15 protein-coding genes are annotated in these 25,447 nt (G+C 69.0%); 10 read left to right on the top strand and 5 right to left on the bottom strand.

Annotated elements, in window-relative coordinates; all coding sequences use genetic code 11:
- The first annotated feature begins 70 nt into the window (after window positions 1-70).
- From V8690_RS36435 to V8690_RS36455, 5 genes are all read left to right on the top strand, one after another.
- The gene (locus V8690_RS36435; protein ID WP_338784312.1) at window positions 71-745 is read left to right on the top strand and encodes a restriction endonuclease subunit S; all 675 of its coding nucleotides are present in this window, start codon (window positions 71-73) and stop codon (window positions 743-745) included.
- 99 nt (window positions 746-844) lie between these two features.
- Window positions 845-3,301, top strand: coding sequence for an N-6 DNA methylase (locus tag V8690_RS36440; protein ID WP_338784313.1), 2,457 nt, complete (start codon window positions 845-847; stop codon window positions 3,299-3,301).
- 199 nt (window positions 3,302-3,500) lie between these two features.
- Window positions 3,501-4,526, top strand: a complete 1,026-nt coding sequence (locus V8690_RS36445; RefSeq protein WP_338785581.1) for a restriction endonuclease subunit S — start codon at window positions 3,501-3,503, stop codon at window positions 4,524-4,526.
- Window positions 4,527-4,577: 51 nt separating this feature from the next.
- Window positions 4,578-7,922, top strand: a complete 3,345-nt coding sequence (locus tag V8690_RS36450; RefSeq protein WP_338784314.1) for an HsdR family type I site-specific deoxyribonuclease — start codon at window positions 4,578-4,580, stop codon at window positions 7,920-7,922.
- Window positions 7,900-8,670: a SprT family zinc-dependent metalloprotease gene (locus tag V8690_RS36455; protein ID WP_338784315.1), complete on the top strand. Its 771-nt coding sequence runs from the start codon at window positions 7,900-7,902 to the stop codon at window positions 8,668-8,670. The genes V8690_RS36450 and V8690_RS36455 overlap by 23 nt, the downstream gene beginning before the upstream one ends.
- A gap of 88 nt (window positions 8,671-8,758) precedes the next feature.
- On the opposite strand, the gene V8690_RS36460 is transcribed toward V8690_RS36455, so the two are convergent.
- The 4 genes from V8690_RS36460 to V8690_RS36475 form a co-directional block, all read right to left on the bottom strand.
- Window positions 8,759-10,123, bottom strand: coding sequence for an AAA family ATPase (locus V8690_RS36460; protein ID WP_338784316.1), 1,365 nt, complete (start codon window positions 10,121-10,123; stop codon window positions 8,759-8,761).
- Window positions 10,120-11,637 (bottom strand): hypothetical protein, encoded by a 1,518-nt coding sequence (locus V8690_RS36465; protein WP_338784317.1) that lies wholly within the window; start codon window positions 11,635-11,637, stop codon window positions 10,120-10,122. Before V8690_RS36465 ends, V8690_RS36460 begins: the two co-directional genes overlap by 4 nt.
- Window positions 11,634-12,752 (bottom strand): hypothetical protein, encoded by a 1,119-nt coding sequence (locus tag V8690_RS36470; RefSeq protein ID WP_338784318.1) that lies wholly within the window; start codon window positions 12,750-12,752, stop codon window positions 11,634-11,636. The genes V8690_RS36465 and V8690_RS36470 overlap by 4 nt, the downstream gene beginning before the upstream one ends.
- Window positions 12,753-12,840: 88 nt before the next feature.
- Window positions 12,841-13,716: a hypothetical protein gene (locus V8690_RS36475; protein WP_338784319.1), complete on the bottom strand. Its 876-nt coding sequence runs from the start codon at window positions 13,714-13,716 to the stop codon at window positions 12,841-12,843.
- A 136-nt stretch (window positions 13,717-13,852) separates the two neighbouring features.
- On the opposite strand from V8690_RS36475, the gene V8690_RS36480 reads away from it, so the two are divergent.
- The 5 genes from V8690_RS36480 to V8690_RS36500 are packed head-to-tail and all read left to right on the top strand — an operon-like array spanning window position 13,853 to window position 23,068.
- On the top strand, window positions 13,853-15,499 hold the full coding sequence (locus V8690_RS36480; protein WP_338784320.1) for a PD-(D/E)XK nuclease family protein: 1,647 nt from the start codon (window positions 13,853-13,855) through the stop codon (window positions 15,497-15,499).
- Window positions 15,496-16,671 (top strand): hypothetical protein, encoded by a 1,176-nt coding sequence (locus tag V8690_RS36485; protein ID WP_338784321.1) that lies wholly within the window; start codon window positions 15,496-15,498, stop codon window positions 16,669-16,671. The genes V8690_RS36480 and V8690_RS36485 overlap by 4 nt, the downstream gene beginning before the upstream one ends.
- Entirely contained in the window at window positions 16,664-19,276 is a 2,613-nt protein-coding gene (locus V8690_RS36490) for a hypothetical protein (RefSeq protein WP_338784322.1), read from the top strand. The genes V8690_RS36485 and V8690_RS36490 overlap by 8 nt, the downstream gene beginning before the upstream one ends.
- Window positions 19,212-20,333, top strand: a complete 1,122-nt coding sequence (locus tag V8690_RS36495) for a hypothetical protein (RefSeq protein ID WP_338784323.1) — start codon at window positions 19,212-19,214, stop codon at window positions 20,331-20,333. The genes V8690_RS36490 and V8690_RS36495 overlap by 65 nt, the downstream gene beginning before the upstream one ends.
- Window positions 20,231-23,068 carry a DUF3962 domain-containing protein gene (locus V8690_RS36500; protein WP_338785582.1) on the top strand — a complete coding sequence of 946 codons (2,838 nt, stop codon included), beginning with the start codon at window positions 20,231-20,233 and terminating at the stop codon, window positions 23,066-23,068. Before V8690_RS36495 ends, V8690_RS36500 begins: the two co-directional genes overlap by 103 nt.
- A gap of 416 nt (window positions 23,069-23,484) precedes the next feature.
- On the opposite strand, the gene V8690_RS36505 is transcribed toward V8690_RS36500, so the two are convergent.
- On the bottom strand, window positions 23,485-25,389 hold the full coding sequence (locus V8690_RS36505) for a helix-turn-helix domain-containing protein (RefSeq protein ID WP_338784324.1): 1,905 nt from the start codon (window positions 25,387-25,389) through the stop codon (window positions 23,485-23,487).
- Between the last annotated feature and the right edge of the window lie 58 nt (window positions 25,390-25,447).

Consider the following 25,447-nt stretch of genomic DNA (forward strand, 5'->3'; position numbering starts at 1 on the left):
CCTCAAGGGTAGTTGGATACACGATAGGACTTTGTTGCGTGGATGGCGAAGGGATAGGACGGGATCCGAGGTGGCCCGCATACAACGGCTCGGGGACCTGAGTGAGGTCACGCCGAGTCCTTCCAGTGATCAGTTCGAGGGGCTGAGCGATGGGCTGGGCGACACTCCGGTGATTTCCCCCGGGGACATCGCCGACGGGAAGATCGCCGAGCGGTCGTTGCTGCGGAGCCTAGACAGGCTGCCGGACGCCCTGGCGCGGTTCCGGGTGGAGCCGGGCGACCTAGTCATGGTCCGCCAGGGCGCGGTCGGGCGAATGGCACTGGTGGAGGAGCGCTCGCGCGATTGGATCTACCACTTCGCGTGCATGCGCATCCGGCCGCGCTGTGAGCTGGTCGATCCCGGCTACCTGATTGCCTATCTCTCGCATCCGACGGTGCTGGATCAGCTCCTCGCGTGCGCCAACGTGGGCACCGTCGCCACCGTCACCGCCCGCATGGTCGAGGAACTGCCGGTGGCCGTGCCGCCGCTTACCGAGCAGCGGCTCTTGGTCGGAGCACTGGCGGAGGTAGCTGCCCAGATGGACAACCATCGCCGCTCCCTGGCCCGGTTGGAGGCCCTGCGCCCCGCTCTGATCACGCACCTACTCGGCGGCGAAGTCCCTGGCGAGCGCCTGCCCATACCCACCACCCCGCCGGAGTCGGTGCGGCGTGCGGCACGAGGGCCGCGCCCGAGGAGATTGTCGTAGGCCGCCCCTACTCTTGAGGCGGTCAGGCTGGCCACCGCCCAGGCATGGCGCCCGCCGTGGACTGTGCCAGGTGGCTTGAGGAACTAAGGAGAAACGCAAGTGGCCCAGCTCACGTTGCCGCAGCTGGAGAGGCACCTGTATGCCGCTGCGGACATCCTGCGCGGCAAGATGGATGCCGCGCAGTATCAGGACTACATCTTTGGGATGCTGTTCCTGAAGCGGGCCTCGGACCAGTTCGACGTGGCGCGGGGCGCCGCTGTCGAGCGGTTCATGGACCTGGGCCTGGAGCGGGCCGAGGCGGAGCGGCGGGCCGAGTCCCCCTCGGCGTACCGCTCGCACCAGTTCTTCGTCCCCGAGGTCTCACGCTGGAAGACGATCAAGGAGGCGTCGCGCTCCGATCCGGCCGAGGCGTTGAACGTGGCCCTGGGCGGTCTGGAAAACGAGAACCGGTCACTGGACGGTGTGCTCGGCTACATCGACTTCAAACGCGGATCGGGTAACACCAAGCTGAGCAAGCCCGTCCTCCAAGCGCTGATCGACCACTTCGATCAGTACCAGCTGAGCAATGACGATTTCGAGTTTCCCGACTTGCTCGGCTACGCATACGAGTACCTGATCGGCGAGTTCGCCGACGAGGGCGGCAAGAAGGGTGGGCAGTTCTACACCCCCCGTTCCGTGATCCGCATGATGAACCAGCTCGTCCAGCCCGGCGAGGGTATGTCGGTCTACGACCCATGCTGCGGCTCGGGCGGCATGCTCATCCTCGCCAAGGAGTACGTGCAAGAGCACGGAGGGGACGCCGCCCACGTCTCCGTCTTCGGGCAGGAGGACAACGGCAGCGCCTGGGCGATGGCCCGCATGAACCTGCTCCTGCACGAGGTCGCCGACGGCGACATCCGGCATGGCGACACCCTCGCCGACCCCAAGCACACCACGCCCAGCGGCGAGTTGTTGCGCTTTGACCGCATCCTCACCAACCCGCCCTTTGCGCAGAACTACCGCCGCAAGGACATGCAGCACCCAGAGCGGATGGGCTACGGCTGGTGCCCCGAGTCGGGCAAGAAGGCCGACCTGATGTTCATCCAGCACGTGCTGGCCGTCCTCAAAGCCGACGGCATCGCCGCCTCCGTCATGCCGCACGGAGTCCTCTTCCGTGGCGGCGCTGAACAGGACATCCGCCGCCAGATTATCGAGGACCGGCGGCTGGAGGCCGTCATCGGGGTCGGGCCCAACGTCTTCTACGGCACCGGCATCCCCGCCTGCATCCTCGTCCTGCGCGGGCGTGACGGCGCGCCCGAAGGCCGCCGGAACGGGGTGCTGTTCATCAATGCCGACCGCGAGGTTACCGCCGGCCGCGCCCAGAACCTTCTCGAAGCCCAGCACGCCGAAAAGATCGTCTCTGCGTACCGTGGCTGGCAGAACATCGAGAACTTCGCGCGCGTCGTGCCCTTCGAGGAGCTGGAGAAGAACGACTACAACCTCAACATCCGCCGTTACGTCGACAACACCCCGCCCCCGGAGCCGCAGGACGTCCGCGCACACCTGTACGGCGGCGTCCCCAAGGGCGAAGTCCGCGACCGCGCCCGGCAGTTCCGCGCCTTCGGAATCGACCCCGGCAGGCAGCTCTTCCGCGAACGGGATGAGGACTACTACGACTTTCCCGAGGAAGGCTACGAGGCTGTCGCTGAGCGCATCCCCGAGCTCGCCGCCGCGCGGGAGGCCGAACTCGGTGCCGCCTTCGATGCCTGGTGGATGGGGCACCGCGGCCGGCTCGACGAACTTCCCAAGCACCAGCAGCTCGCCGACACCCGCGCGGAACTCCTCGACACCTTCACCCAGGCACTGGAGTCGCTGAAGGTCCTGGACAAGTACCAGCTCGCCGGTACCGTAGCCGCCTGGTGGTTCGACTCCCGCAACGATCTGCGCAGCCTCGCCCTCACCGGCTTTCCTGGCCTCATCGACCGCTGGGTCACCAGCATCGAATCCGCCTTCACCGAACCACCTGAGGGCGCCGACGCCAAGACCAGGGCCCGTATTCGCGCCGCCCAACGCAAGGCCCGCGAACACCGCCTCGTACCCGAATTGATCCCCGCCTACGTGGAGCGGCTGGAGACCGCGGAGGCGCTGGTCGCAGAACTCGACGCCAAGGTCAAGGCAGGCTCCCCACCCAAGAAGGCCAATGGCGCCGGAGGGGACGACGAAGAAGAGCCCGACCTGACCGGCGTACTGCCTCCCAAGGTACTCGCCAACCTCAAGAGGCAGCTCACCGCCGCCAAGAAGGACCTCGCAGCGGTCAAGGCCCGCTTCCTCGTCGAGCTGCGCGAAGCCGCCGATTGTTTGACCTCCGACCAGGCCCAGCACATCGTCCTCGGCTTCCTGAAGGCCGACCTCCGCGCCCGCATGGACCGCTTCGTCGCCGCCGACCGCCGCGCCATGATGGACGCCTACCGCGTCTGGGGCGACAAGTACGCTGTCACGTTGCAGGACCTGGAACGCGAACGGGAGGCGTCCGCGAAGCGGCTGCGGGGGTACCTGGAGGAGCTGGGCTATGCGTGATGGCTGGCGACGGGTGGCGTTGGGCGACATCCTGAAACTTCGCTCAGAACGCACACATCGAGTGGCCACTCTCCTGTCGGTTACGGCGGCTCGCGGGGTTATCCGACAGAGCGAGAGCGGTAGGCGTGATTCGTCCAGTGTAGACAAGGGCCTATATTGGGACGTACACCCAGGCGACGTCGTATACAACACGATGCGGATGTGGCAGGGGGTGTCAGGAGTAGCGCACGAAGCCGGAGTCGTGAGCCCTGCGTATACGGTGTGTCGTCCTGAGAGTGAAATTCACGCCCCATTCATTGGGTTCTTGCTCAAGGATCCACGCTTGGTGAGTCAGTTCTACAGGAACTCTCAGGGGCTCGTTAGTGACACCTGGAATCTAAAGTACAGTGAATTCAAAAAGATCAAGATCGCGCTGCCGCCATTCAGGGAGCAGCGGCAGATTGCCGAGATCCTTGACTCAGTCGAACGCGATATCGATCGGATCAACCGGGAGTTCACGAAGATGGACTCGGTTTATTCGTCCACGTTCATGAACTCCCTCGGCCAGCCACGAAGTGTACTGCGTCGACACGAGGTGTCCCGTGTCGGTGATCTTTCTGGCTCGATGGTGGGTGATTTTCGTTTCGTGCGCCTTGGCGACTTCCTAGACTCCATTGATGCGGGTATGAGTCCTGACCTGGAGGGTAGTCCCGCCGGGCTCGGCGAGTGGGGTTTCCTGAAGGTCAGTGCGGTAGGGAGAGGCGGGTTCCAGGCTGAGGAGAACAAGCGGGCCGACGATCCCGATCTCTTCGATCCGTCAATCGAGATCCGCGAAGGTGACCTATTGGTCACGCGTGCAAATACCCCAGATCTTGTGGGTGCAACGTGCATCGTGGACGTCAACCGACCGAGACTAATGCTGAGCGACAAGACTCTGCGTCTCAACCTAGTGGGCGATCAAGCCCTCCCGGAATACTTTTGCGAAGTGCTGCGGCTGCCCGAGCTGCGCGTACAGATTGAAGTTGCAGCGACCGGCACGAGCAGCAGCATGAAGAACATCAGCCAGAAATCGATCCGCAACCTCGTGGTCCCCTGGTGCGACGTAGCGGAGCAGCGTCGAATTATCCAGCCATTGGCTGAGAGGCGGGAGACGCGGCGTCGTACTCAGGCTGAAATGGAAAAGTTGCACTCAATCAAGCGGGCGCTGGCGGAAACACTCATGACGAACCGCGAGTGTATTGCATGAATTGCGGCACGTTCAGGGAAGGCAGCTCAAACCCAGTAGTGAGGGCGTTGCATGGCAGAATCCGGTCCTGAGTACACGTTCGTCGAGAAGCCGCTGCTCGCGCAGTTGACCAGCGGCGACATGGGGTGGAGACATGTGCGCGGGACAACCGGGGTGGAGTTGCAGCCGCCTGGGATGCCCTCGTACGTCCGCCGTAGCTTCGAGGACTCCGTCCTCGAAGGAATATTGCGGGCGAAGCTCGCGGAGTTGAACCGGCGTCCGGACGGCAGCCCGTGGGTAGATGAGGCGCGCGCGGACCAAGCCGTGTCCGCGTTGACGCGGGGGGCGGTGGCGGCCGGCGGGGGGCTGGTGGCTGCGAATGAGGCCGCCACCAGACATCTGCTCGATGGCGTAGACGTTCCGGGGTTCGAGGACTGGGGCGGGGGCCGGAACCAGACGGTGCGGCTCATCGACTGGCAGCACCCGGAGCGGAACGATTTCCTGGCGGTCTCGCAGTTCCGGATAACGATCCCTGGCAGCGGTGGGGAGACGATCGCCCCGGACCTGGTGCTGTTCGTAAACGGCATCCCGCTGGTCGTCATCGAGTGCAAGAAGCCCACCGCGCTTGGCGGCAACGTCTTCGACGCGGTGGAGCAGCTGCAGCGTTACGCAAACCGGCGGGACTCCGCTGTCCCGGAAGGCAGTGAACGGCTGTTCCGCACGGTGCAATTGACGGTTGCCACTACCGGGGACCGTGCGCGGCTGGGCACGTTCACCGCGCGCCGGCAGGATTATGTGGTGTGGCGGGACCCGTACCCGCTCAAGGCCAAGGATGTCGCCGCGCGCAGCTATGTTCCTGAGGACCGGGATGCCACGGCACAGAAGGTGCTGGCGGCGGGGGTGCTGCACCCGCACCGGCTGTTGGACATCGTGCGGAACTTCGTGCTGTTCCGGGATGTGGAGGTCGCTGAGGGGCGTACGGCTCGGGTGAAAATTGGGCCGCGTTATCAGCAGTACCGAGCGGTCGCGAAGGCTGTCTCGCGGTTGCAGCGCGGTGAGACTAAGGCCGTCCACGGCAAGGAGGACAAGCGGGGCGGAATCGTCTGGCATACCCAGGGCTCGGGCAAGTCCCTCACGATGGTGTTCCTGGTGCGCAAGCTGCGTTCCACGCCAGGACTGGAGCACCTGAAGGTGGTTGTGGTCACCGACCGCAAGCAGCTCCAGCAGCAGCTGTCGGAGACGGCCACCCTGACCGGGGAGAAGCCGGACACGGTCACCCGGGCCGATCAGGTGCCGGTGGTCCTTGCCCGACACGGTGCCGGCCTGATCTTCGTGATGATTCAGAAGCAGCAGGACGCGGAGAAGACCCGCGCAGAGCGCGCCAAGTCGGCGGCGAAGAAGAAGGTCGCGGGCTGGGGACTCGTCAATGACGACGAGAGCATTGTGATCCTCGTCGACGAGGCGCACCGCTCGCACAGCTCCGGCTTGCACGAGAATCTGACGGAGTCGCTGCCGAACGCCGCGCGGATCGGTTTCACCGGCACGCCGATCCTGATGAACCGGCGGAAGCTGACCGAGACCACCTTCGGGGAGTTCATCGACAAATACCGGATCGCGGACGCTGAGGAGGACGACGCGATCGTCCCAATCTACTACGAGGGGCACATTGCCAGGGGCGCGGTCGAGGATGGTGCCGCGCTGGACGAGGCGATGGAGGAGGAGTTCGAGGAACTCACCGACGAGGAGTATGAGCAGCTTCAGAGGCGGTACGCGACCTCTACTGCCGTTCTCAGCGCGGACGACATGATTTGGCGTAAGGCTCGCCACATGCTGCGCCACTATGTGCAGAGCGTGCTGCCCGAAGGGTTTAAGGCGCAGGTCGTTGCTCACTCCCGGGGCATCGCTGTGCGTTACCGCGAGGCGTTCCAGAAGGCGCGGGACGAGATCGTGGCCGAGGTGGAGGCTCTGTCTGAAGAGCGGCTTCAGCGGTTGCTGGAGAAGAGGCCCGAGGAACTCAAGCCGAAGCAGAAGACGTTGGTGGCCGCGTACGAGAACCTGCGCCTGCTCAAGGCGATCGACTTCGTGCCCATCATCTCCGAAGGGCAGAACGACCTGGCAAGCTGGAAAGAGTGGACGAAGGAGTCGACGCACAAGAAGGCGGAAAAGTCCTTCCTTAGCCCCTTCCCGGAACCAGATCAGCTAGATGGCACACGCCGCCCAGTCGCATTCCTCATCGTGCGGACCATGCTGTTGACTGGATTCGACGCCCCGATCGAACAGGTGATGTACCTGGACCGGCGGATGAAGGAGGCCGAACTCCTCCAGGCGGTCGCCCGCGTCAACCGTACCGCCGACGGTAAGAGCGCTGGGCTGGTTGTGGACTACGCCGGAGTCGCCACCGCCCTCAAAGAAGCGATGGACCAGTACGCCGCCGACGAGCGTGAGGGCAAGCCCATCGAATTCGAGGTCGAGGAGGACAAGCTGGAGACCCAGTGCACAGCCCTGCGCCAGCACTTCGACCTCCCCCGTGACCTCATCGACCCCGATAACATCGAAGCCGTCAACCGCCTGGTGGACTCGCTGGAGGACGACCAGCGCCGGATAGCATTCCGCTCCTTGTTGCGCGACTTCCTGGAAACCTACACGGTCGTCACCCCCCGAGAGTCGGCCCGCCCCTACGCGGAGGCCGTACGGCTTTTCACCTTCATCGCCCAGCTGGCCCGGCAGCGCTTCAGCGAGGAGGACGCCTTCGACCCGGCGGCCTACGGCAAGAAGGTCCAGCAGCTCATCAACCAGCACGTCCGTTCCCTAGGGGTGGACAAGATGATCGAGCCCACCCGGCTTACCTCCGAGGACTTCACGACCAAGGTCCGGCAGCTTCCCGGCAGCCGCGCGAAGGCGTCCATGATGCGGCACGCCCTCCGTAATCACATCGACCTGAACTTCGGTAAGAACCCTGCCGCGTATGCCGCGCTGCGCAAGCGGGTGGAAGAGATCCTCAAGAAGCACGCCGACGATTGGGACGCCCAACTGGCGGCATTCCAGCGCCTTACCGAGGAAGTCAAGGACATGGAAGGCGGCGTCGGCTCGGATCTACCCGAGGACGTGCGCAACCTCACCCGGCTGGAACAGGCCCTCTACCAGCAGCTCACCAGTGTGCTGACCGATGGTGTGATCGGTGACGAGATACGCGGGGTCTTCGTCGTCCTCGCTCAGAAGGTGCACGACCTGGCGGTGCACTACAGCGCCAAGCCCGACTTCTGGACCAACCCTGCGGCTCAGCACGACTTCCGTACCGACATCTGGATGGAGGCCGTGGCCTGCCCGCAGACCCGAGCCAAAGCCGATCCCCTTGCCGACGCACTCCGCGACATCGTCCACCACAACCGCAAGGATGTTGGCCGTCACCGTGCCTGACCTGCCCGACAGAGTGGCCGAGAACGACAGCCCGCTGTACGTCGGCGGGCTGACCATCCACCTGGCCCCCGCCTCGGGGCGAACCGGTGTCAGCGTCACCGTCGAACGCGACGCCCGCATCGTTGCCAAGGTGCCCGCAGACGCCGACCGCGACGCGCTTGCCGCCCTCATCCGCACGCGGCTGGCCTGGCTCTACGCCAAGGTCAACACCCGCCGCGCTGAAGTAGCCGAACGCCCTCGACGACGTTTCATCGATGGCGAAGGTTTCTGGTACCTCGGTCGCAGCCACCGCCTCAAACTCACCGACGACCTCGCAGCCTCCCCTGTCGCACTGAAGAACGGCCGTCTCCACTTGCGCCGCGACCACCGCGACACCGCCGAGCACGACCTTGTCGTGTGGTACACCGCCCGCGGCCGGGACTGGCTTCCCGGCCGTATGCGTCCTTGGACGCAGCGCATGGACACCCCAACGGTTGGGCTGAACGTCCGTGCCCTCGGCTACCGTTGGGGCTCTTGCTCCCATCACGGCACCGTCAACATCCACTGGGCCGTCATGCAGTTGCCCGTCCGCCTGATCGACTACGTCCTAGTCCATGAACTCGTCCACCTTCACCATCCGCATCACACCCCCGAGTTCTGGCGTGCCGTCGGCCGAACGCTTACCGACTACGAGCATCGCCGTCGCGAACTTGACGAGTGGGGAGCAGGCATCTGGCTGCCGGAGGCAGCTGCCGCATTGAGAAGTTGACTCAGTCTGTCGTGCCGAACCTGAGAGTTGTTGCCGTTCCGGCTGTGCCTTACATTCTGTTACCGACAGCGACCTATTCGTCCCGTGATCACGCCGCCCGCACCCGGTGCTCCCTTAGCTCCAGCCACCCCATAACCACCTGATGCGCCCGCCACCCATCCGGAAACTTAGGCGGCACATCCAGGTACACCGGGCTGCTCCGCGGATGCCGGTCCAGCAGGTCGCGGATGCCGGCGCGGGCCACCACGATGCAGGCGAAGCGGTGCCGGGACAGCAGGACGCACAGGCGGCCCGTCTCCAGGTGGAAGGCGGAGGCGTCCTGGCGGCCGGAGAGCGGGTGCCAGACGAGGGTGACGTCGAACTCGCGGCCCTGGAGGCGGTTGGCGGTGTCCACGGTGATGCCGGTCAGGCCGCGGGCGTCGAGGCGGGAGCGGACCGCCTCCGCCTGCACGGTGCGTGCCGTGCCGATCGCTATGCGGGCCGCGGTCAGGGGCTCCCCGTTGACCAGCGCGCCGCGCTCCAGCAGCCGGGCTGCCGTCGCCGCGAGGGCATCCGCCACCTCAGGGTCCTGGTCCAGAGTGTGGCGGGCGGGGAGTTCCAGGTGGCCCCAGCCGGAGGCGGCGGCCCGGGCGAGGACGTCGTCCAGTGGGCCGGAGCCGTGGGACAGGCTGGCGTAGGACAGCACGCGCTCCGGTGCCGTCGTGCCGGGGATGAACCGGTAGAAGGGGTAGAAGGCCCGCTCGACCAGGGGTGCCGCCGTCTCCGGGAGGCGCCAGGAGACGGGGAGCTGGTGGCGTAAGAGGTCGGGGTTGTGGGCGAGGGTGACGTCGACCGCGTTGCGCAGGGGGTCCCAGGTCAGGCCGTGCCAGCGGTCGGTCTCCACGGTGGCGAAGGGGTCGAGCTGGCCGGGGTCGCCGACGAAGAGGACCTGTGAGTGGTCCTGGGCGAACAGCGGGGCCGTCGCGAGGAGTCCGTCCGAGCGCATCTGGTACGCCTCGTCGACGATGGCCCACCGCCACGGCGCGCACTTGTCCGGGGTGACGAACGACCACTTCTTCGCGGTGGACACCACGACAGGCAGGTCGCGCAAGTCCGTCACCTCGCTGCTCCCGGTGACGTTGGGGTGCCGGGTGACGCGAGGCGGGAGGGCGTGGCCGCGGGCGTGGAGGCGGCCGAGCGCCAGGCCGGGGTGTTCTCGGGCGATGCGGTCCACGAGGTCGTCGACCTGCTCGTTGGTCTGCGCGACGATCATGAGTTGGTGGCCTGCGGACGTCAGATGTCCGGTCGCCTTCACCACCAGCGTGGACTTCCCGGCTCCGGGAGGCGAGTCCACGACGACGCCCCGGCCGGGCGCGGTGTCGAGGCTGGTCAGGATTCCCGCGACCGCCCGGTCCGCGCGTTCGCCGGGGGTGAGGGCTTCAGGCTCCGCGGTGTCGGGAAGGAGGGCGGTCACTCCCAGGTCTCCTCTGCGTCCTCGTCGGTGGGTTCGTACGGCTGGGGCGGACCGCCGTGGGTCCAGGGGGTGTTCTCCTCGTCGGGCAGGGCGGACGGCATGGCCGTGGGGTTGAGCGTGGTGTACGTCAGCTCCTCGCCGGTCTCCGCGAGGGTGCCAGCCGGGGCCGGAGGCTTGCGCTTCCTCGCGAAGCCGCCCTCGAGCTGGAGCACCACGGTGTGGCCGCCGTCGTCCTCCTGCCGGACCTCGAGGATCCGGGCTCCCTGGCCGGGCCGGGCGGGGGACTTCACCTCCGTGCCGACCGCGAGACCGACGCGGGTGTCCGTGCTGGTGCGGAGGGTGATCGTCGGGCGCCAGACCTGAGAGCCGGGACGGTCGCCGGGGACGAAGCGGTTCTCGTCCCTGGCCGTCACCGTGCCTGTGAACGCCTCCCCGGTCAGCTCGTACTCCGCCATCACCAGCGGGTCGTCGTACGCGCGCTCCGCCTCGTAGCGGGCGACCGCGTCCTCCAGCCGGGCCAGGCGGCGGGCGGCTCTGACGGCCTGGTCGCGACGGGCCTGCGGGCGGCCGTCGGCGTCCAGGTACTCGGCGTACTCGGAGAACCAGCGCCGGTCGAGGGCCCAGCGGCCGGGGACGTGGGCGCCCTCCGGCAACTCGCGGAGCAGCTCCACGCCCCGCCACATCAGCCGCCAGGTGGGCAGCATCTGGCCGCTCAGCTCACGGTCGATCTGGCGGCCGACCGCCTCGCGTCCGCGGTCGTCGGACGCCTCGTCGTAGCGCGTCATCAGCTCGTGGAGGGTCCGGTCGAAGACCGGGTCCGTGGACGGCCCGGCCGGCGGCCACACGGCGGGGTCCTCCGCCTCACGCGCCGCCCGCGCGCCGTCGCTGCCATCCGGTGGATCGATCCAGGCGAGCAGGGACGCGAGGTGGGAGTCCTCGGAAGGGCTCTGGCCCGTGGCCCAGTGCGCGGCGAGCAGCCGGGTTATCGCGAGCAGCACACCGGAGTTCGGGAACTCGGCCAGCTCCGCGAACCAGGTCAGCCACTTGCCGAGGGCGGGCACGGACGGGTCGACCGCGTACGGCCCTTCGGTGGCGCGCAGTCTGGTCAGCCGGCCGAGCAGGCGCACGTACGCGATGCCCTCGCCGTTCGGTACGAGGAGCTGCGGGGCCCGCTGGAAGCGCAGGCGTTCCTCCTTCTCCTTGCCGCGGCCGACGGTGTAGGGCTCCGTCTCCGTCCGGCACCCGTCGATGTACGCGAGGAGGAGCGCGGCGAGGCGCTCGGCGAACCGGAAGCGTTCGGCGCGGTTGCGCGGCTGGCGGACGGTGAGGAGGGTCGGGTGCTCGGGGTCCGTACCCGCGAGCGCGGCCAGGGGCGCGCACGCCTCGCCGGCGAGGGTGAGCGGCACCAGGACGAACGGCTTCTCGTCCAGGTGCTGGTGGCGGACGGTCGTCAGCGGTTCGGCACGGCCGGTGCGGGACGCCGTGAGCGCCGCGACGGTGGACAGGACGCTCATGCGGCCCCCCGGCGCAGGCGGCGCAGCCGGGCGGCGGCGCGCAGCAGGTCGGCGGCTTCCGCCTCGGCCTCTCCCGGAGCGGAGACTCCGTCCAGGTAGTCGAGCGCGGTGCGGGTGGAGTCGATGCCCGGCAGGTCGTTGCGCACGCCGTTGCCCAGGCGGGCCGGCGAGGCGCATCCGTCGGCCTCGTCGCGGCAGTAGCGCGCCATTTCGCAGAAGGACAGGCAGGAGGGCGTGTACGACGCGTCCAACGCCTCTATGGAGGAGGAGAGTTCGTCCGTGCTTCGGGTCGTGTCCAGGGTTGCCGTTTCGGGGAGCTGGGCCGCGAGGTCCTCGGCGCGCCGCAGTCGCGAGAGCTGGAACTGGAGGGCGTCGAGTTCCTGCCGGAGGTCGATCAGGCGGCCGTAGGGGCGGTTGGAGAAGTCCTTGGGGCAGACGAGCAGGAACTCGTGGGAGATCTGCTCGGTGGGCAGGCCGGCGGTCTCGAAGGCGCGGTGCAGGGCGAGGACGTACACCGCGGCCTGCTTGGCCGCCTCGGCTACGGCGGTCGGGTTGGCCTGGCCGTCGATCGCCGCGAACGAGCGGATCAGGACGACGTGGAATTTACCCTCGATGCGGTGGGTGAGCGCGTCCGGTTCCAAGTACGCCGTCTGGCCGGCGACTTCGAGGGTGAGCACGGGACGGTCGAGGATGAGCCGTACGTCCTGGCCGGAGGCCACATGGGCGATGAGGCGGCGGGTCTCCCGCTCGCGCACATGCAGGGCCGTGTTGCCCCCCACCTCGTTGAGGTCGGTGACATGGGCCTCTGCCACGGGGACGGAGAGCTGCTCACGCAGCAGCCGGATGAGCTCGGCGTAGCCGCCCCACTTCACCAGGCTGTGAAACGCCTGTTCGCGGGCGAGGGCGAAGGGTGACTGGCCGAAGCGCGGCTCGTATCCGACCTGTTGGGCGAGTAACGCCTTGTCCACCCCGGCGGCGTCGAGGACGGCGCGGCGGGCGCAGGCGGGATTGGCGGTCAGGGCGGTGATCTTGCGGGCGGTGTACGGCTGAGGGGGCTGCGGCCCGCGCAGCCGCGCGAGTCGGTCGTCGGGAGGTTCGGACTGCTGCGAGGGCATCGTCTCTACTTCGGGAACATCTTCGGGAACGTCTTCGGGAACTCACCGGCGTGCGAGGCGGGACGTCATCGCCGTCGGGAACGGGTCGTCAGGACAGGGTCCCACCCGCGTCGCGCAGGGCGTCACGCATCGCGGCCGCACCGAACAGTTGCTGTACGTCCGCAAGTTGGGTACGGGCGCGCTGCGCTGCCGCTTGCCGCTGCTGGTCGTCCTCCTGCTGGTGGACGGCCGCTTCGGCGTGGGCGGCGGCGATCACGCGGGCGGGGTCGAGTTCCGGGGCCGCGGCGTCGTGGGCACCGGGGATCGTGAGGGCGAAACGGCGCAGCAGCCGCCAGGCCGCGTCCGGGGCCGGATGCCCCGCGGTGGTGAGCCGCTGGATCTGCTCGGCGGTTCCCACCGCGTGGGTGAGGAAGTCGGCGCGAGGGCTGAGCGGACCGATGATCCGCCGTTCCACTGGCCAGGTGGACAGGGCCAGGAGCCCGCGTGCGGGGACGAGGCGGTCGTGGGTCAGGGCCGCGCAGATGTAGTACGGGCGGGCATAGCCCTGTGCCGTGAAGGAGCGCTCCTCGTCGCGGCGGAGGGACGCGAGTTTGGTGGCCACCAGCGGCTCGGTGAAGAACGCCTCGTACGTGGACGAGATGAGCTTGGGAGAGGCGGGGGCACCCAGCAGGGTGAGCGCCTGGTGGACCTGTTCGCGGATCGGGATGGAGCTATGCGTCGGGCGCTCCTTGCGGCGTGGTGCGCCTGTGGTTGCCGACGCCTGCGCGGCCGGGGGCTCGGTCAGGAGTGCCTCGCCGTCCGGTCCTGCCTCGGAGTCGAGGGCGTGCTCCCACGCGGCCTCGGCCTCGCGCAGCGCGTGACGGATGCGCGCGGTTTCGGCCTTGTCCCGTGCGCGCACGGCACCGCGCAGCTCGGTGCGCAGGTGGGACAGGCGCTGCTCGAGCTCCTCCAGTGATGCCGCCATGCGGGGCAGCTTAGCGCAGGAGCCAACCTGTGCCAAGAACTTCCAATGAGTTCCAAGATTCCTGCTACGGTCGAATGCGGCGGCGCACCCGGCCCGGTCCGAAGGGTGCCGTCTGTTCCGAGACAAGGGGGAGGCAATGAGTCACGACACGACGGCATGGCACAAGCCGCACTGGCTGACCGGGAACGACGGCCTCGTGCGCGTGGGGCCCGGTACGGGCGGGAGCGAGGAGCACACCTGCCCCTCGCACGCCGCCGCCAAGGCCCGGCCCGGTCTCTTGCCGGCCCGGCGTCTCCGGCTGCCGAAGCCGGAGCTCGAGACGTTCACCCTCGGGCCGGTGATGGACGCCGTCGACCGGGTCGAGTTTCACGGTGAGACACCTGATCAGGCCCTGGCGGGGCTGCGCTCCCGCACCCCCGCCCTCCACCCCGGTCACCTGACGTATGCCGAGCACGCCCTCCGTACGTACGTGGGAGCGTGCGCCGACGACGGTGAGCAGCGGCTGCGGCCGGTCCGTCCGTACTGGGTGGCCCAGCGGGAGAACGGCAAGTTCTGGGAGATGTACGCCTGGTGGCGCAGGTACGAGTCGGCATGCGGACGACTGCGTGAGTACCGGCGGCTGCGGCACGGCGAGGCCAAGGACTCCGAACCCGGCGAGATCGCCATCGCCGTGTACGTGGCCGTTCACGGGCGCCAGGCGGCCTGGCCCCAGAAGTGGGCACGCGCGTTCCAGCCGTCCGGACCCGTCGCCCGGCCCGAGCGGGTGCGTGTCGTCGAAGTCGGGCTCGCCGACGGACAGCCGCGCGTGCAGTTCGACGGGACGGCCGAAGACGCCGAGGCGTACTACGCCGAGCACGGGCACGCGCACGTGGCCCGTGTCGTGGCGGGCGGCAGGCCCGTACCCGGCTCATCCTGCATTGACTGCAAGCAGTTTACGGGCTGCGAGGCCGTGCCGCGCAGGCCCGGCGTCCTCGGACTCTCCTCGCGGGTGGCACCGCTGAGGAAGGTGTCGGTCAGCGATCTGCGCTACCACGCGGCCTGCCCCGCGCAGGGCTTCCTCCGTGCCCTGCACCTGCCCAAGTCCGACGAGTACGGCAGCGCGGCCAGGATCGGCCAGGCGGTGCACGGCTGGATCGAGGAGCTGCACCGGCGTCCGGGCTGGCCGCCGTGCACGGCCGGCGACATGCCCCCGGAGGGCGAGAACTGGACGGAGGGACGCTGGCGGGTCTCCGACGAGGACGCCGCGACCGGTCGGGGCATGCTGCTCCACCACGTCGACGCCTGTCCCTTCCAGGACGCCGCCCTCATCCAGCGGGTCGAGCCCGAAGCGCTCCGAGTCGTCCACGACACTGCGGCGCAGGCCGTCGTCATCGTCAAACCCGACCTGCTCTACCAGGAGGACGGCTCGTGGGTGTGGCGGGAGCTCAAGACGACACGGAAGCGGCGCCGACACCATGAAGACCTTCTCGAGACCTACCCCCAACTCGCCCTGGCGGTCACGCTCCTGGCGGAGGGTGCGCTGGGCGGCGACCCGGACGGCTCGCGCGTCGAGGTGGAGATCCTCCGGCCGGACGGTTCCGATCCACACGTGATCGATCCGACGGACCCCGACCGGCAGCGGAAGGCGCTGTCGGTTCTGCGGCGGTACGCCGGTCCGTGGCGGGAGGACGAGATATGGGACGCCCGCCCCGGACCGCATTGTCGGTCCTGTCCAGTATCACGGTGGTGTCCGAGCGCCGCGCCTGACGGCACCGTCGCGGGAGAGGGGGAGGGCGAGGCGTGACCACGACCGACATGAGGGACGCACGGGCCCAGGGCGCCGTCGGTACGGACGAGGCGCTGCTTCGCCAGATCGCCAGCGCCTTGGCGTGCCTGTCCCGGCAGAGGACCGTGCCCAACCCGGTCTACCCGGCGAAGGTGCAGAACGCTTACAACCGACTCGTCCTGCACTGCCTGCGCCGGGGCGAGGAACCGCCGGGCAGTGTGCCGCAGATGGTCCGCTGGGCTTGTGAACGGCCGTTGTGCGAGTGGCCGTTGGAGCTGCCGCCTGAGTTCTTTCCCGAAGCGGCCCTGCTCGTCGATCCGGAGACCCGGCTGCCGCACCAGCTGTGCCTGGAGTGGGAGGTGAGCGCGGCCGACCCGGCCGCCGAGCTCTTCGAGAACGAGCGCATCCGGGAGGCACTCGCCGTGTGCCGCGCGGCCAAGGCTCCGCAGGCGTACACCGCGTTCCGGGCCCTGCTGACTTCCAGGCCCGTGCTGACCGCTGCCGAGCTGGCGCTGCTCGGCGGCGATCCCGACTGCGGGATGCTGCTGCACGACGTGATCAAGCGCTGCTACGAGCTTGTGCCCGCCTCCTACCTGCGGCGCGGCGCGTACCGGCAGTGCGCTCGCTGCCGCTGCCTGATGGTGCCGCTCCTGCACGGCGGCCACCGATGCGAACTGGACCGGTGCCGCCGCGACGGCACCTCGGACGAAGGCACGCCGCTCCGTGCCGACAAAGGCGGGGTCTTCCAGCTCAGCCGCCCCCTGCGGATGTTCATCACCAGCCCCGGGCTCGCGGAGACCGATCTGCAAGCCGCCCTGGAGAAGAAGTTCGGAATCACCGCCGAGATGTGGCCCAACTACGACGCGTACGACTTGCGCGTCCCCCTGCCGGGGCGACGGCACTGGGCGGTGGACGTCAAGGACCGGGTGAATCCCGTTCTCCTGGCACGCTCCCTCACGCCGTTCAGGAACGAGCCGCCGTACGACCGGGCGTTCCTCGTCGTGCCCCGCTACCGCTTCCGCGACAACGAGGCCTATGGGCGGCAGTTCCGGCGCAACCTGCCGGAGGACCTGGCCGACCGGGTCACCCTCCTGGACGACCAGGCCTTCCTGCGGCTGGTCGCCGATGAGATCTCCACCCCGCGCGACAAGGCGGGGGACGCGCGTACCGAAGGAGGACGCCGTGCGTGACCGCAGAGGATGGCACCGGCGCTGCTCGCCGCAGCAGCTCACTGAGGTGTGGCCGGCGAACCTCGGCAGCTTCCGCCCCGGCGACCTTCTCGACGTCGAACTGGGTCTGTATCTCCTGCAGGACGTGACGCCCACCCGCACGGCCGCCGATGTCTGGCCCCTGCTGGGCGGTTACCCGTACAGCGAGGTGTTCGGAGACGTCCGCACCGACGAACAGCGGCTGCGCGTTCTGCGCGCCCGCCACTACCTGTGGGACATGCGGCGACGGCACGCCTGGTCGGAGGCGCTGGCCGACTACCTGAGGGTCCCCCAGCACCTGCGTGGATACGACATCGACGGACCCGGCTCCGTGCCGCGCCGTCGCGAGCCGTCGCGCGCCGCACGCCGTTTCGAGACCTTCGAAGAACTGCTCAGCACCGCTCCGCGGTTCGCGACACGATCCATTCCGTTCGCCGAAGAGGGAGAGCACACCTTCCGGGTGCAAGACCGCACCCACTCCGTGGTGTTCGACGAGGAACTGCTGACGGACACCCTGCCGCGCGCCCACGCGCTCGGCGCACCACCGGCCGGGCACGGAGAGCCCGTCGACGTCACCTGGGAAGAGCTCGAAAAGGCCGCCGACGAGATGGACGCCGTCGAGGCGACGGCGCCGCAGGGGCCGCGGGGCGGCTGGGCCGGGCGGCTCCGGCGGGTGAAACTGCTCATGCGCGACGCGGAACTCGGCCGCTTCACCGAACAGGGACGGCTGAGGATCGACCGGCTGCTGCACCTCGTGGGAATGGTGGGGGCCGGCAAGTCCACCCTCCGGGACATCCTGACGTACCACCTCGTGACCCGGACACCTCGCCGGGTCACCATCGTCGTCGGCGACGTGGCCGAGACGCTCGCCGTGGTGGAGCAGTTCGACCGGCTCGGTGTACGGGCGGCACCGATCCTCGGGCACTCCACCAGGGAGCGCAACATCAACCGGCTGCACCGCCGCACCGCCACGGCCGGCGCCGCCACCATGCTCGGGCACGACCACGCGGGCTTCGCCTACCTCAGCAGCGCCTGCCCCGTCGACGTGCTGCGCGGCCTGGAAGCCCGCCGCCCGCTCGGCGTCCGTGAAGCACCGTGCATCACGCTGTACACCGTCCCCGAGCAGGAGGCCACGGACGGCGATCCCCTCCTCGACGAGGAGAACGGCACACAGCGTGACGCACGAGGCCCGAGGCCGCAGCGGAGACTGTGCCCGTTGTGGAACCGCTGTCCGCGCCACCGCGGGTCTCGTGATCTGGTCGACGCGCAGGTGTGGGTCGCCACCCCGGCCGGTCTGGTGCACAGCTCCGTCCCGCTGCACCAGCACCAGGAACAGCTCCGGTACCTCGAACTCGCGTGCCGACTCAGTGACCTGATCATCGTCGACGAGGCGGACCGGGTGCAGATGCAGCTCGACACGGCCTTCGCGCCGGCCAGCACTCTGGTGGGCAAGGCCCCGAACTCCTGGTTCGACGAGGTCGCCGTCCACAAGTTCCAGCAGATGGCCCGGGACGGCCGGCTCCAGCTGTCCGCCCGTGACGTCGACGACTGGACCAACGCCGTCAACACGGTCAGCGCCGCCACCGACCGCCTCTTCGCCCTGCTCGTCAAGGACGACAAGCTCAGGCGGTGGATCAGCGTCGACTACTTCAGCGCCTTCACCCTCCACAACCTGCTGCTGGACAGCTGGTTCCCGGGGCGGAAGGAGGGCGAACGCCCACCTGCGGCGGCCCGGACGCTGGACGCTGCGCTCGGCCGGTTCCGCGACGACCCGCTGCACGAACAGCAGAGCTCGGGTGACGACGATGAAGTGACACCCTTGGTGAACACCTTCGTCCACCTCACCCTGGAGCTCCTGCACGCCCCCCAGGGAGCACGGACGCGTGAGAGGCTGCGCGACACGCTCACCGACATCGTCGGAGACGACAGCACGGTGCTCGCGGACGCCGACCTCCAGGCCCGGCGCTTCGAGTTCACCCTGCTCCTTTCCGCCCTGCACAGCCGTCTCGACTTCATGACCACGCTGTGGCCGCGCGTCGAGGCCGCCCTCAACCTCGAGAGCGCCTCGAACGTGCTCTCCCGCAGGCCCCCCAAGGACTACGAGGCGGTCATCCCCGAGTCGCCCATGGGCAACGTGCTCGGCTTCCAGTTCCGCCACGACGACCGTGAGCGCGATGGTGACCGCAGCGGTGAACTCCGCTTCTTCCACTGCAACGGCGTGGGCCGCGAATTGCTCATGCGGCTCGGCGACCTGTGCGCCGTGGACGGCCGTCCGGGGCCGCACGTCCTGCTCATGTCCGCGACGAGCTGGGCCTGGCACCTCGAGCAGGTACCACGTGCACGCCGAGGTCGGTGCCGTTCTGCGTCCTCACGACGAGGAAGTCGAAGCCGTCCTGGGCAGCGAGTTCCGCAAGGAGTTCCTGTACTGGCCCGGAAACGACCGGCCCAAACCGCTGCGCCTGTCCGGCTGCGACCCCGAGGAACGGCCGCAGGCCCTTCTGCACATGCTGCACCAGCTAGCGGTGCCCGACCGGAGCCTGCCCGACGCCGAGAGCATGCTGGACGCCGAGCTGAAGGAGATCGATGATCCGGACCGCCGCCGCATCCTGTTGCTCGTCGGCAGCTACGACGAGGCACGCCGGGCCGCCGAGTACCTCAACCAGATCCCCGAGTGGAACGGCCGCGTCACCCGACTCGTGTCCGACGACGCGGACTCCGACACCGCCTGGACCCGGCTGCCGGAGGATGCCGCCGTACGGACCCTGCCCCGCGGTGACGTGAAGGCCTTCCCCTCGGTCGGCGGTGACATTCTCGTCGCGCCGCTGCTCGCCGTGGAGCGAGGACACAACATCGTGTTGCGCGACGGCAAGGCGGCCATCGGCACGGTCTACTTCCTGGCACGCCCACACCCGCGGCCCGACGACATCGCGCTCGCCATTCAGTCCATCAACGACTGGGCCGTACGCCAACTCCGGGACGTCGACGGGTCCTTTCGCCAGAACGCGCTCGCCGCTGCCACACCCGACCAGGCGGCCGTGGCGTTCCGCAGCCGCGCACGCCGTCAGTGGAACCGCTTCCTCACCCGGCGGCTGGCCTGGTCCAGCCTGCGGGACGAGGAGAAGGTGGCGTTCACCTGGGACCAGCTCGTCGTCATGTGGCAGGTCATCGGTCGTCTGGTGCGCGGTGGCGTGCCGGCCCGGGTGGTCTTCGTCGACGCGGCCTTCTCCCCCGAGAAGCCGGATTCCAGGACACGGACACCCCCGACACGAGCCTGCTGGCGAGCATGCGTGAGGTGCTCGCCCCCTACTTCGAGGACGGGAACACGGCGGAGCGGGACCCCGCCCCTATCGACAAGTCCCTCGTCCGTGAGTTGTACGAACCGCTCTACCGCGCCCTGGTGGACATGGGCTGACGGCACCCGTCACCGCACCGCACCGCATCCGCGACGTGTCCGCGTCGCGTCCTCACACTTCACGCTTCACGCCTTGCCCCGAGGAGAACCGGCACCATGGCCTACCAGTACAACCGTCCGGCGGCGTACCTGCCCGACCCGGCACAGGGACCCTTCGTCGTCCCGATGCACACGCTCTCCCTGCCCGCCCACTGGGAGGAACCACTCCTGCGCCTCTACCACGGCGGAATGACCGAGGGGCAGGCCGAGCGACGGCGCCGCGTACCCACAGCGGCGGTCAACCAGCTGATGCGTGCCACCGCGCCGGACATCGTCACGGTCGACTCCACGGCACGCTTCGGCTCGGAGAACCCCTGGCTGTACTGCCAGGACGCGTACCCCATGGCGGTGACGAACCTCTACATCGCCACCTGGCTCAAGAGCCTCCCGCGCGATGCCGACGATCCCGAGACCACGGCCCTGCTGATGAACTGCTTCCATGACCTCGACACCGCGGCTCTCAGCTGGCGGCCTGGCAGCGTCGACCTCCTCGAGCAGAAGGTGTCGCCCGGAGGAACCGCTCTGCCCGCGCCCCACGTGTACCGGTTGCTTCCCGACATCCTTGCCGAACGGATCGCGCGCCAGGGACCGTACGAACACCACGGGCAGCAGCTGACGTTCCGACAGGTCGCCGGCCGCACGGGTGCCAGAGGGCAGGGAAGCGGGGGCGCCGAACTGATGTCGAACGTGATCGAGTACGTACCCAGGCGGCGCGGTGGCGGCGACGGCAAGCCGGCCTACTACGCGGCGACCCTCCGCATCACCGTGCGCACCGTCCCCTTCTCACCCGTCCCGCGCGTCCACGTTGCCGCCGGCGTGCGTCGGTTCGTCACCGGCAAGGTCTACATGCCGTACGGCAAGGGCGTGTCCGCCTACCTGCTCCCGGACGACTCCCTCGTCCACGACGGCCCGCAGCCGCAGCGTTTCGCGGTCGCCATGCTGGAGTGGAAGAACGGCACCACGGACTGGCGTCAGGGCGGAGCAGAAGGAATGCTCGCCCGGATCAGCGCCCTCGACGCACTGCCGTCCCCGGACCGCCTGGTGAAGGAGGCCGACCACTGGATCCACGGCCGGGACGGAATCCGGATCGCGATCGGGCACCAGGCGGCCATGGGCAGGCACACGATCGGCACCGGACTGATGCCCAGTGAACGCCGACGGCTGATCGAGTGGGCGGAGCAGGCGATCGCTCCCGAGTTCGTTCCCGTTCCGAAGCTCGAACGCAGTGCGTACGCGCGGCCGCCCAAGAAGCAGCTCAAGAAGCTGCCGTCCATTCCCAAGAACATGGAGAAGAAGGATCCCGAAGACCTCGCGGTCATCCTGGATGAGCGTGAGCTGAACGCGGCCCACAACGCTCAGGTTCTGCGAGCACGCCTGGCGGAAGCCCTCGAAGGGGAAGACCTCACCGCGGTCGTGCTCCACCAGAACGACGCCATCCGCGATCAGATGATCGCCGCGGCGGAGACGGGGCTGGGGCTGGCCGGGCACCGGCGTGTGCAGGGCCCCGATACCTGGGTGTGGGAGGCGGAGGAGCTGACCGTCCGGCTACACGCGCAACCCCTTGGGAATCTGGGTGCACCGCTGGGAGGTGACTGCGTTCCGCGCCGGGGGCAGGAACACGACAAGGCCATCGAGGAGCGCCGTACCGGTGTCGCGCGGGCCATGGTCGCCCTGCGGGAAGCCGTCCCTGGGGTGCGGTTGGCCTTCGTGGAGCTCGACGGGCAGGACGCTTTCCGCCATGCCAAGCGACGCAGCGACCCCAAGCACGCGATCCGCCTCGGCTGCGCGGACGCAGGCCTGGTGACCCAGTTCATCCGTCCACCGGACCCGGATATGGAGACGGACGAAGCTCTCACCGATGCAGGGCTGCGGGCAGCCGCGGCCTGGTCGGACGGCCTGCGCCAGACCGGCGTGCGGCTGGTGCCCCAGCACACGCTCGGCGACACCCTCATCCCCGCGAACCTGAACCAGGTGGCCTTCCACCTGGTGGAACGCCGCCTCGACGGGCCCACGGGCAAGCAGCAGTTCACGCCGATCGCGGTGCTCATCCGACCGGGCGCGAAGTGCGTGCTGGGCAAGTCGGCCGACATGCACGCATGGGTGCCGTACCCCGAACTGCTCAAGTCGTTGACGGGACGGGTCGAAGGGCGGAAGAACGCCGCGGAGCAGTCGGCCCTCACGGCGGCCTTCGTCAAGAAGACCCTCGCACAGCTGCGCAGCACCCCGACGCTCGTCCTTGCCCACGCCCAGGATGTCCGGAAGCGCTGGCCGTGGCTGAGGAACGACGGTCTGGAACGGGACAGGCTCGGCCTCGACGGAGGTCCCGTTCAGCGGATCGGTCTGTACGGCAAGCAGCTTCGTGTCGTCCGGATCGCCGACGGCAGCCGGGACGAGACGGCACCGTGCTGGGCCGAAGCGGAGGAACTCTCTCCCGAGTTGGAGGGCAAGCAACGTGGGGGCATCGCGATGGGGCTGTGGCGGCCCGGGGTGCGGGGAGACTCGGACCGCGTCTTCTACAGCACCACCGGCAAGTCCGGCACGCAGACTAAGCTCACCAATGACGACGCCAAACTGACTCCGCACACCAACGCCTCGGGCAACAACACCTACCGGCCGACGGTGAACGCCTGGAACCCGGACCTCCTTGAACTGACCGTTGCGTGCCTCCAGCCCGGCGACGACGCGGAGGCATGGGCCGCATTCGTTCACCAGCAGCGTTTCAGCGAGGACTACCGTGCTGGTCGCGAGGGGTTGGCTCTGCCCTTGATCTTGCATCTTGCGCGACTTGCGGACGATTACGCTCTGCCTCACGAGATCGAGGAGGCCTTGGACCCGACGGAGCCCCGGGCTGCGGCCGCGCCGGGCGTCGCTTTGTCGGGCCAGCTGGCCTTCGACTTCGACCCCGATGACGGGGATGACGACGAGTGAAGCTTCCCCGCCGAGTAGCCGAGGGGAGAGACTCCCCTCGGCTACTCGGCGGGGAAGGCCCGCACTACCTCAGGGGCGTAGGTGCATCCCATCAATAAATTGCATGTGCATACTCTCGGGGAGTGATCTTGCGACTCACGGGAACCTCGACATCGATGAGACCTGTCGCGGCTGGTCAACGGGATCCGGACAGGATCCCGCCGCCGTTCGCCGTTCGCCGTTCCCGGTCGTGAACGTCCCACTTGCTCCAGCTGCACCAGAGGTGCCGACCGGTTCTGGTCGGCACCTTTTCCGTGTTCGACGACGCGTCCGCCCTGCATGACGAGGAGGGTGCCCGCGTCCCTGACCCCGACCGAGCGCGGCGTGCTCGAACTGGCCGCCGGCCTGATGGTGCGACTCGCCGAGACCGCCCCTGATCAGGCTCGGTAGCCCCGCAGCTTGCGGTACAGCGTCGCCCGGCCGATGCCCAGCGCGGCCGCCGTGCGGGCCTTGTTGCCGCCGTGGCGGTGCAGGGCCTCGAGTATCGCGGCGCGCTCGGCGTGCTCCATCGGGCTGAGGGGCCGCACGGCCGGGCCGTCCCGCACGGCGTCCGGCAGCTCCGCCCGGCGGACCGGCCCCGACATCCGACGGCGCTCCGCGAGGGCCCGGACGACATGGGCCAGTTCGGTGACGTTCCCGGGCCACGGGTACCGCTCGAGCGCGCGCAGGGCGTCCAGTGTCCAGGTCAGCGGCGGCTGCCCGGGGGCCGGTCGTGGCGCCAGGGCCGGCAGCAGCTCCCGTATGTCCTCGGTGCGTTCCCGCAGTGGGGGCAGGGTCACCGAGCGGGCGGACAGTTTGTCCAGCAGGCGCTGGAGGCAGGGGCCGACGGACGCGCCGGGCGTGTAGGTGACCAGCAGCCGGATGTCCGGGCGCGTGTCGAGCAGGGAGTTGAGCGCGGCCACGCCGGGCTGCGCGAGGCGCTCGGTGTGCCGGAGCAGGAGCGGGCGATCGGCCGGCCATGTGGGCAGGGCCCTTTCGAGCCCGGCGTCCAGCCCGGCGTCGTGCGCCGCGTCTGCGATCTCGGCGATCTCGACGGCCTCGGTGCCGAGCAGGTCCAGAGCCAGCGCGGACTTGCCGGTCCCGCGCTCACCGGTGAGCAGCAACGGCTCCGGCGAGCGGGCCAGTTCGACGGCTCGCCCGACGGCGTGCCGCCAGGGGAGCGACGAGCCGGTGAGTGAGCAGGGCGGACGCGGCACGGCCGGCAAGGGATCACCGAGTGGTTCCACGACGGCAACGATCCCGACGACCTCGTCGTCCAGATACACCGGATCGATCCGCGCGACGCATCCAGCGCCCTCCGGCAGCTCGGGCAGGCCCGTGCCCTTGGACTGCCCCATCTCGGTGACGGGGTCCGCGTGCCGCGCGCTCACCGCCGTACGCTCCAGTGCCCCGAGCGCCTCGGGCGTCAGCAACTGCTGCGCGGAGTCGCTGATCAGGCGGTTACGACCGTCCAGGGCGACCACGGCCCGCTCGGTCACGGCCCGGTCGGTCACAACCCGTTCCGGTCCGCCCGGCACCCGGTCGGATTCTGCCGTCGCCCGGTCGGATCCGCCCGCCGCCCGGCCCGCTCCGCCCACCGCCCGCAGATAGGCATCCAGCAGCACCCGCTCAGCCCGCCCCGCCCGCGCACGCAGCTCCGTCTCGACCGCCGCGGCGGCGGCCTCGGCGAGTGCCGCCTGCGGATGCGGCGAACGTGCGGCGCCCAGCCGCGATGAGGTGCTCAGCTGCGATGAGGTGCTCGGCCGCGACGAGGCGCTCACCCGCGACGCGACCGTCAGCGTGCCGACGACCCGGCCGCCCTCCGGAGCGAGCACCGGGACGCTCACGGCGGACACGTCCTGCCAACGGTCGAGGAAGTGCTCGGGTCCGTGAACCTCGGCCCGGCGCCGGGTGCGCAGGGCGAGAGCCGCGCTGTTGTTGCCGACCTCCTGCTCCGACAGGACGGGACACGGATCGAGCCCGGGTACGCTCCCCGCCGTCCACAGCACGCGCAGCCGCTCGTCGGTCAGGACGAGGAGCGACCGGTCAGCGCCCAGGGCCGGGACGATCCGGTCGAGCACCGGCCGGGCGGCACCGAGCAGCGCCGACTCCGCCGGCCGCTCGGGAGCGACGACCGGCTCCTTCAAGTCGTGCGGCACACCGAAGAACCGCGCCCGCCGCCACGCAGCGACGACCTCCTCGGGAACGCCGCCGGGCAGCGGACGCCCCGACAGGAACCGCTCGCGGGCGAGACGCAGCGAGGGCAGGGCGGTGGCTGCGGGGGAGGGCTCGGTCGTGGTCACGGCACACCCACCGTAGCGGGTTCGGTTGAACGGGCAACAACTGCGGTGGGCGACGCTC

The organism is Streptomyces sp. DG1A-41, from assembly GCF_037055355.1.
Taxonomy (GTDB): Bacteria; Actinomycetota; Actinomycetes; order Streptomycetales; family Streptomycetaceae; genus Streptomyces.

Bases quoted from the DNA above. Each gene is read 5' to 3' on its own strand.
- V8690_RS36445 (WP_338785581.1), top strand. From the start codon at position 3,501: ATGTGGCAGGGGGTGTCAGGAGTAGCGCACGAAGCCGGAGTCGTGAGC.
- V8690_RS36480 (WP_338784320.1), top strand. From the start codon at position 13,853: ATGAGTCACGACACGACGGCATGGCACAAGCCGCACTGGCTGACCGGG.
- V8690_RS36455 (WP_338784315.1), top strand. From the start codon at position 7,900: ATGTTGGCCGTCACCGTGCCTGACCTGCCCGACAGAGTGGCCGAGAAC.
- V8690_RS36450 (WP_338784314.1), top strand. From the start codon at position 4,578: ATGGCAGAATCCGGTCCTGAGTACACGTTCGTCGAGAAGCCGCTGCTC.
- V8690_RS36465 (WP_338784317.1), bottom strand. From the start codon at position 11,637: ATGAGCGTCCTGTCCACCGTCGCGGCGCTCACGGCGTCCCGCACCGGC.
- V8690_RS36475 (WP_338784319.1), bottom strand. From the start codon at position 13,716: ATGGCGGCATCACTGGAGGAGCTCGAGCAGCGCCTGTCCCACCTGCGC.
- V8690_RS36470 (WP_338784318.1), bottom strand. From the start codon at position 12,752: ATGCCCTCGCAGCAGTCCGAACCTCCCGACGACCGACTCGCGCGGCTG.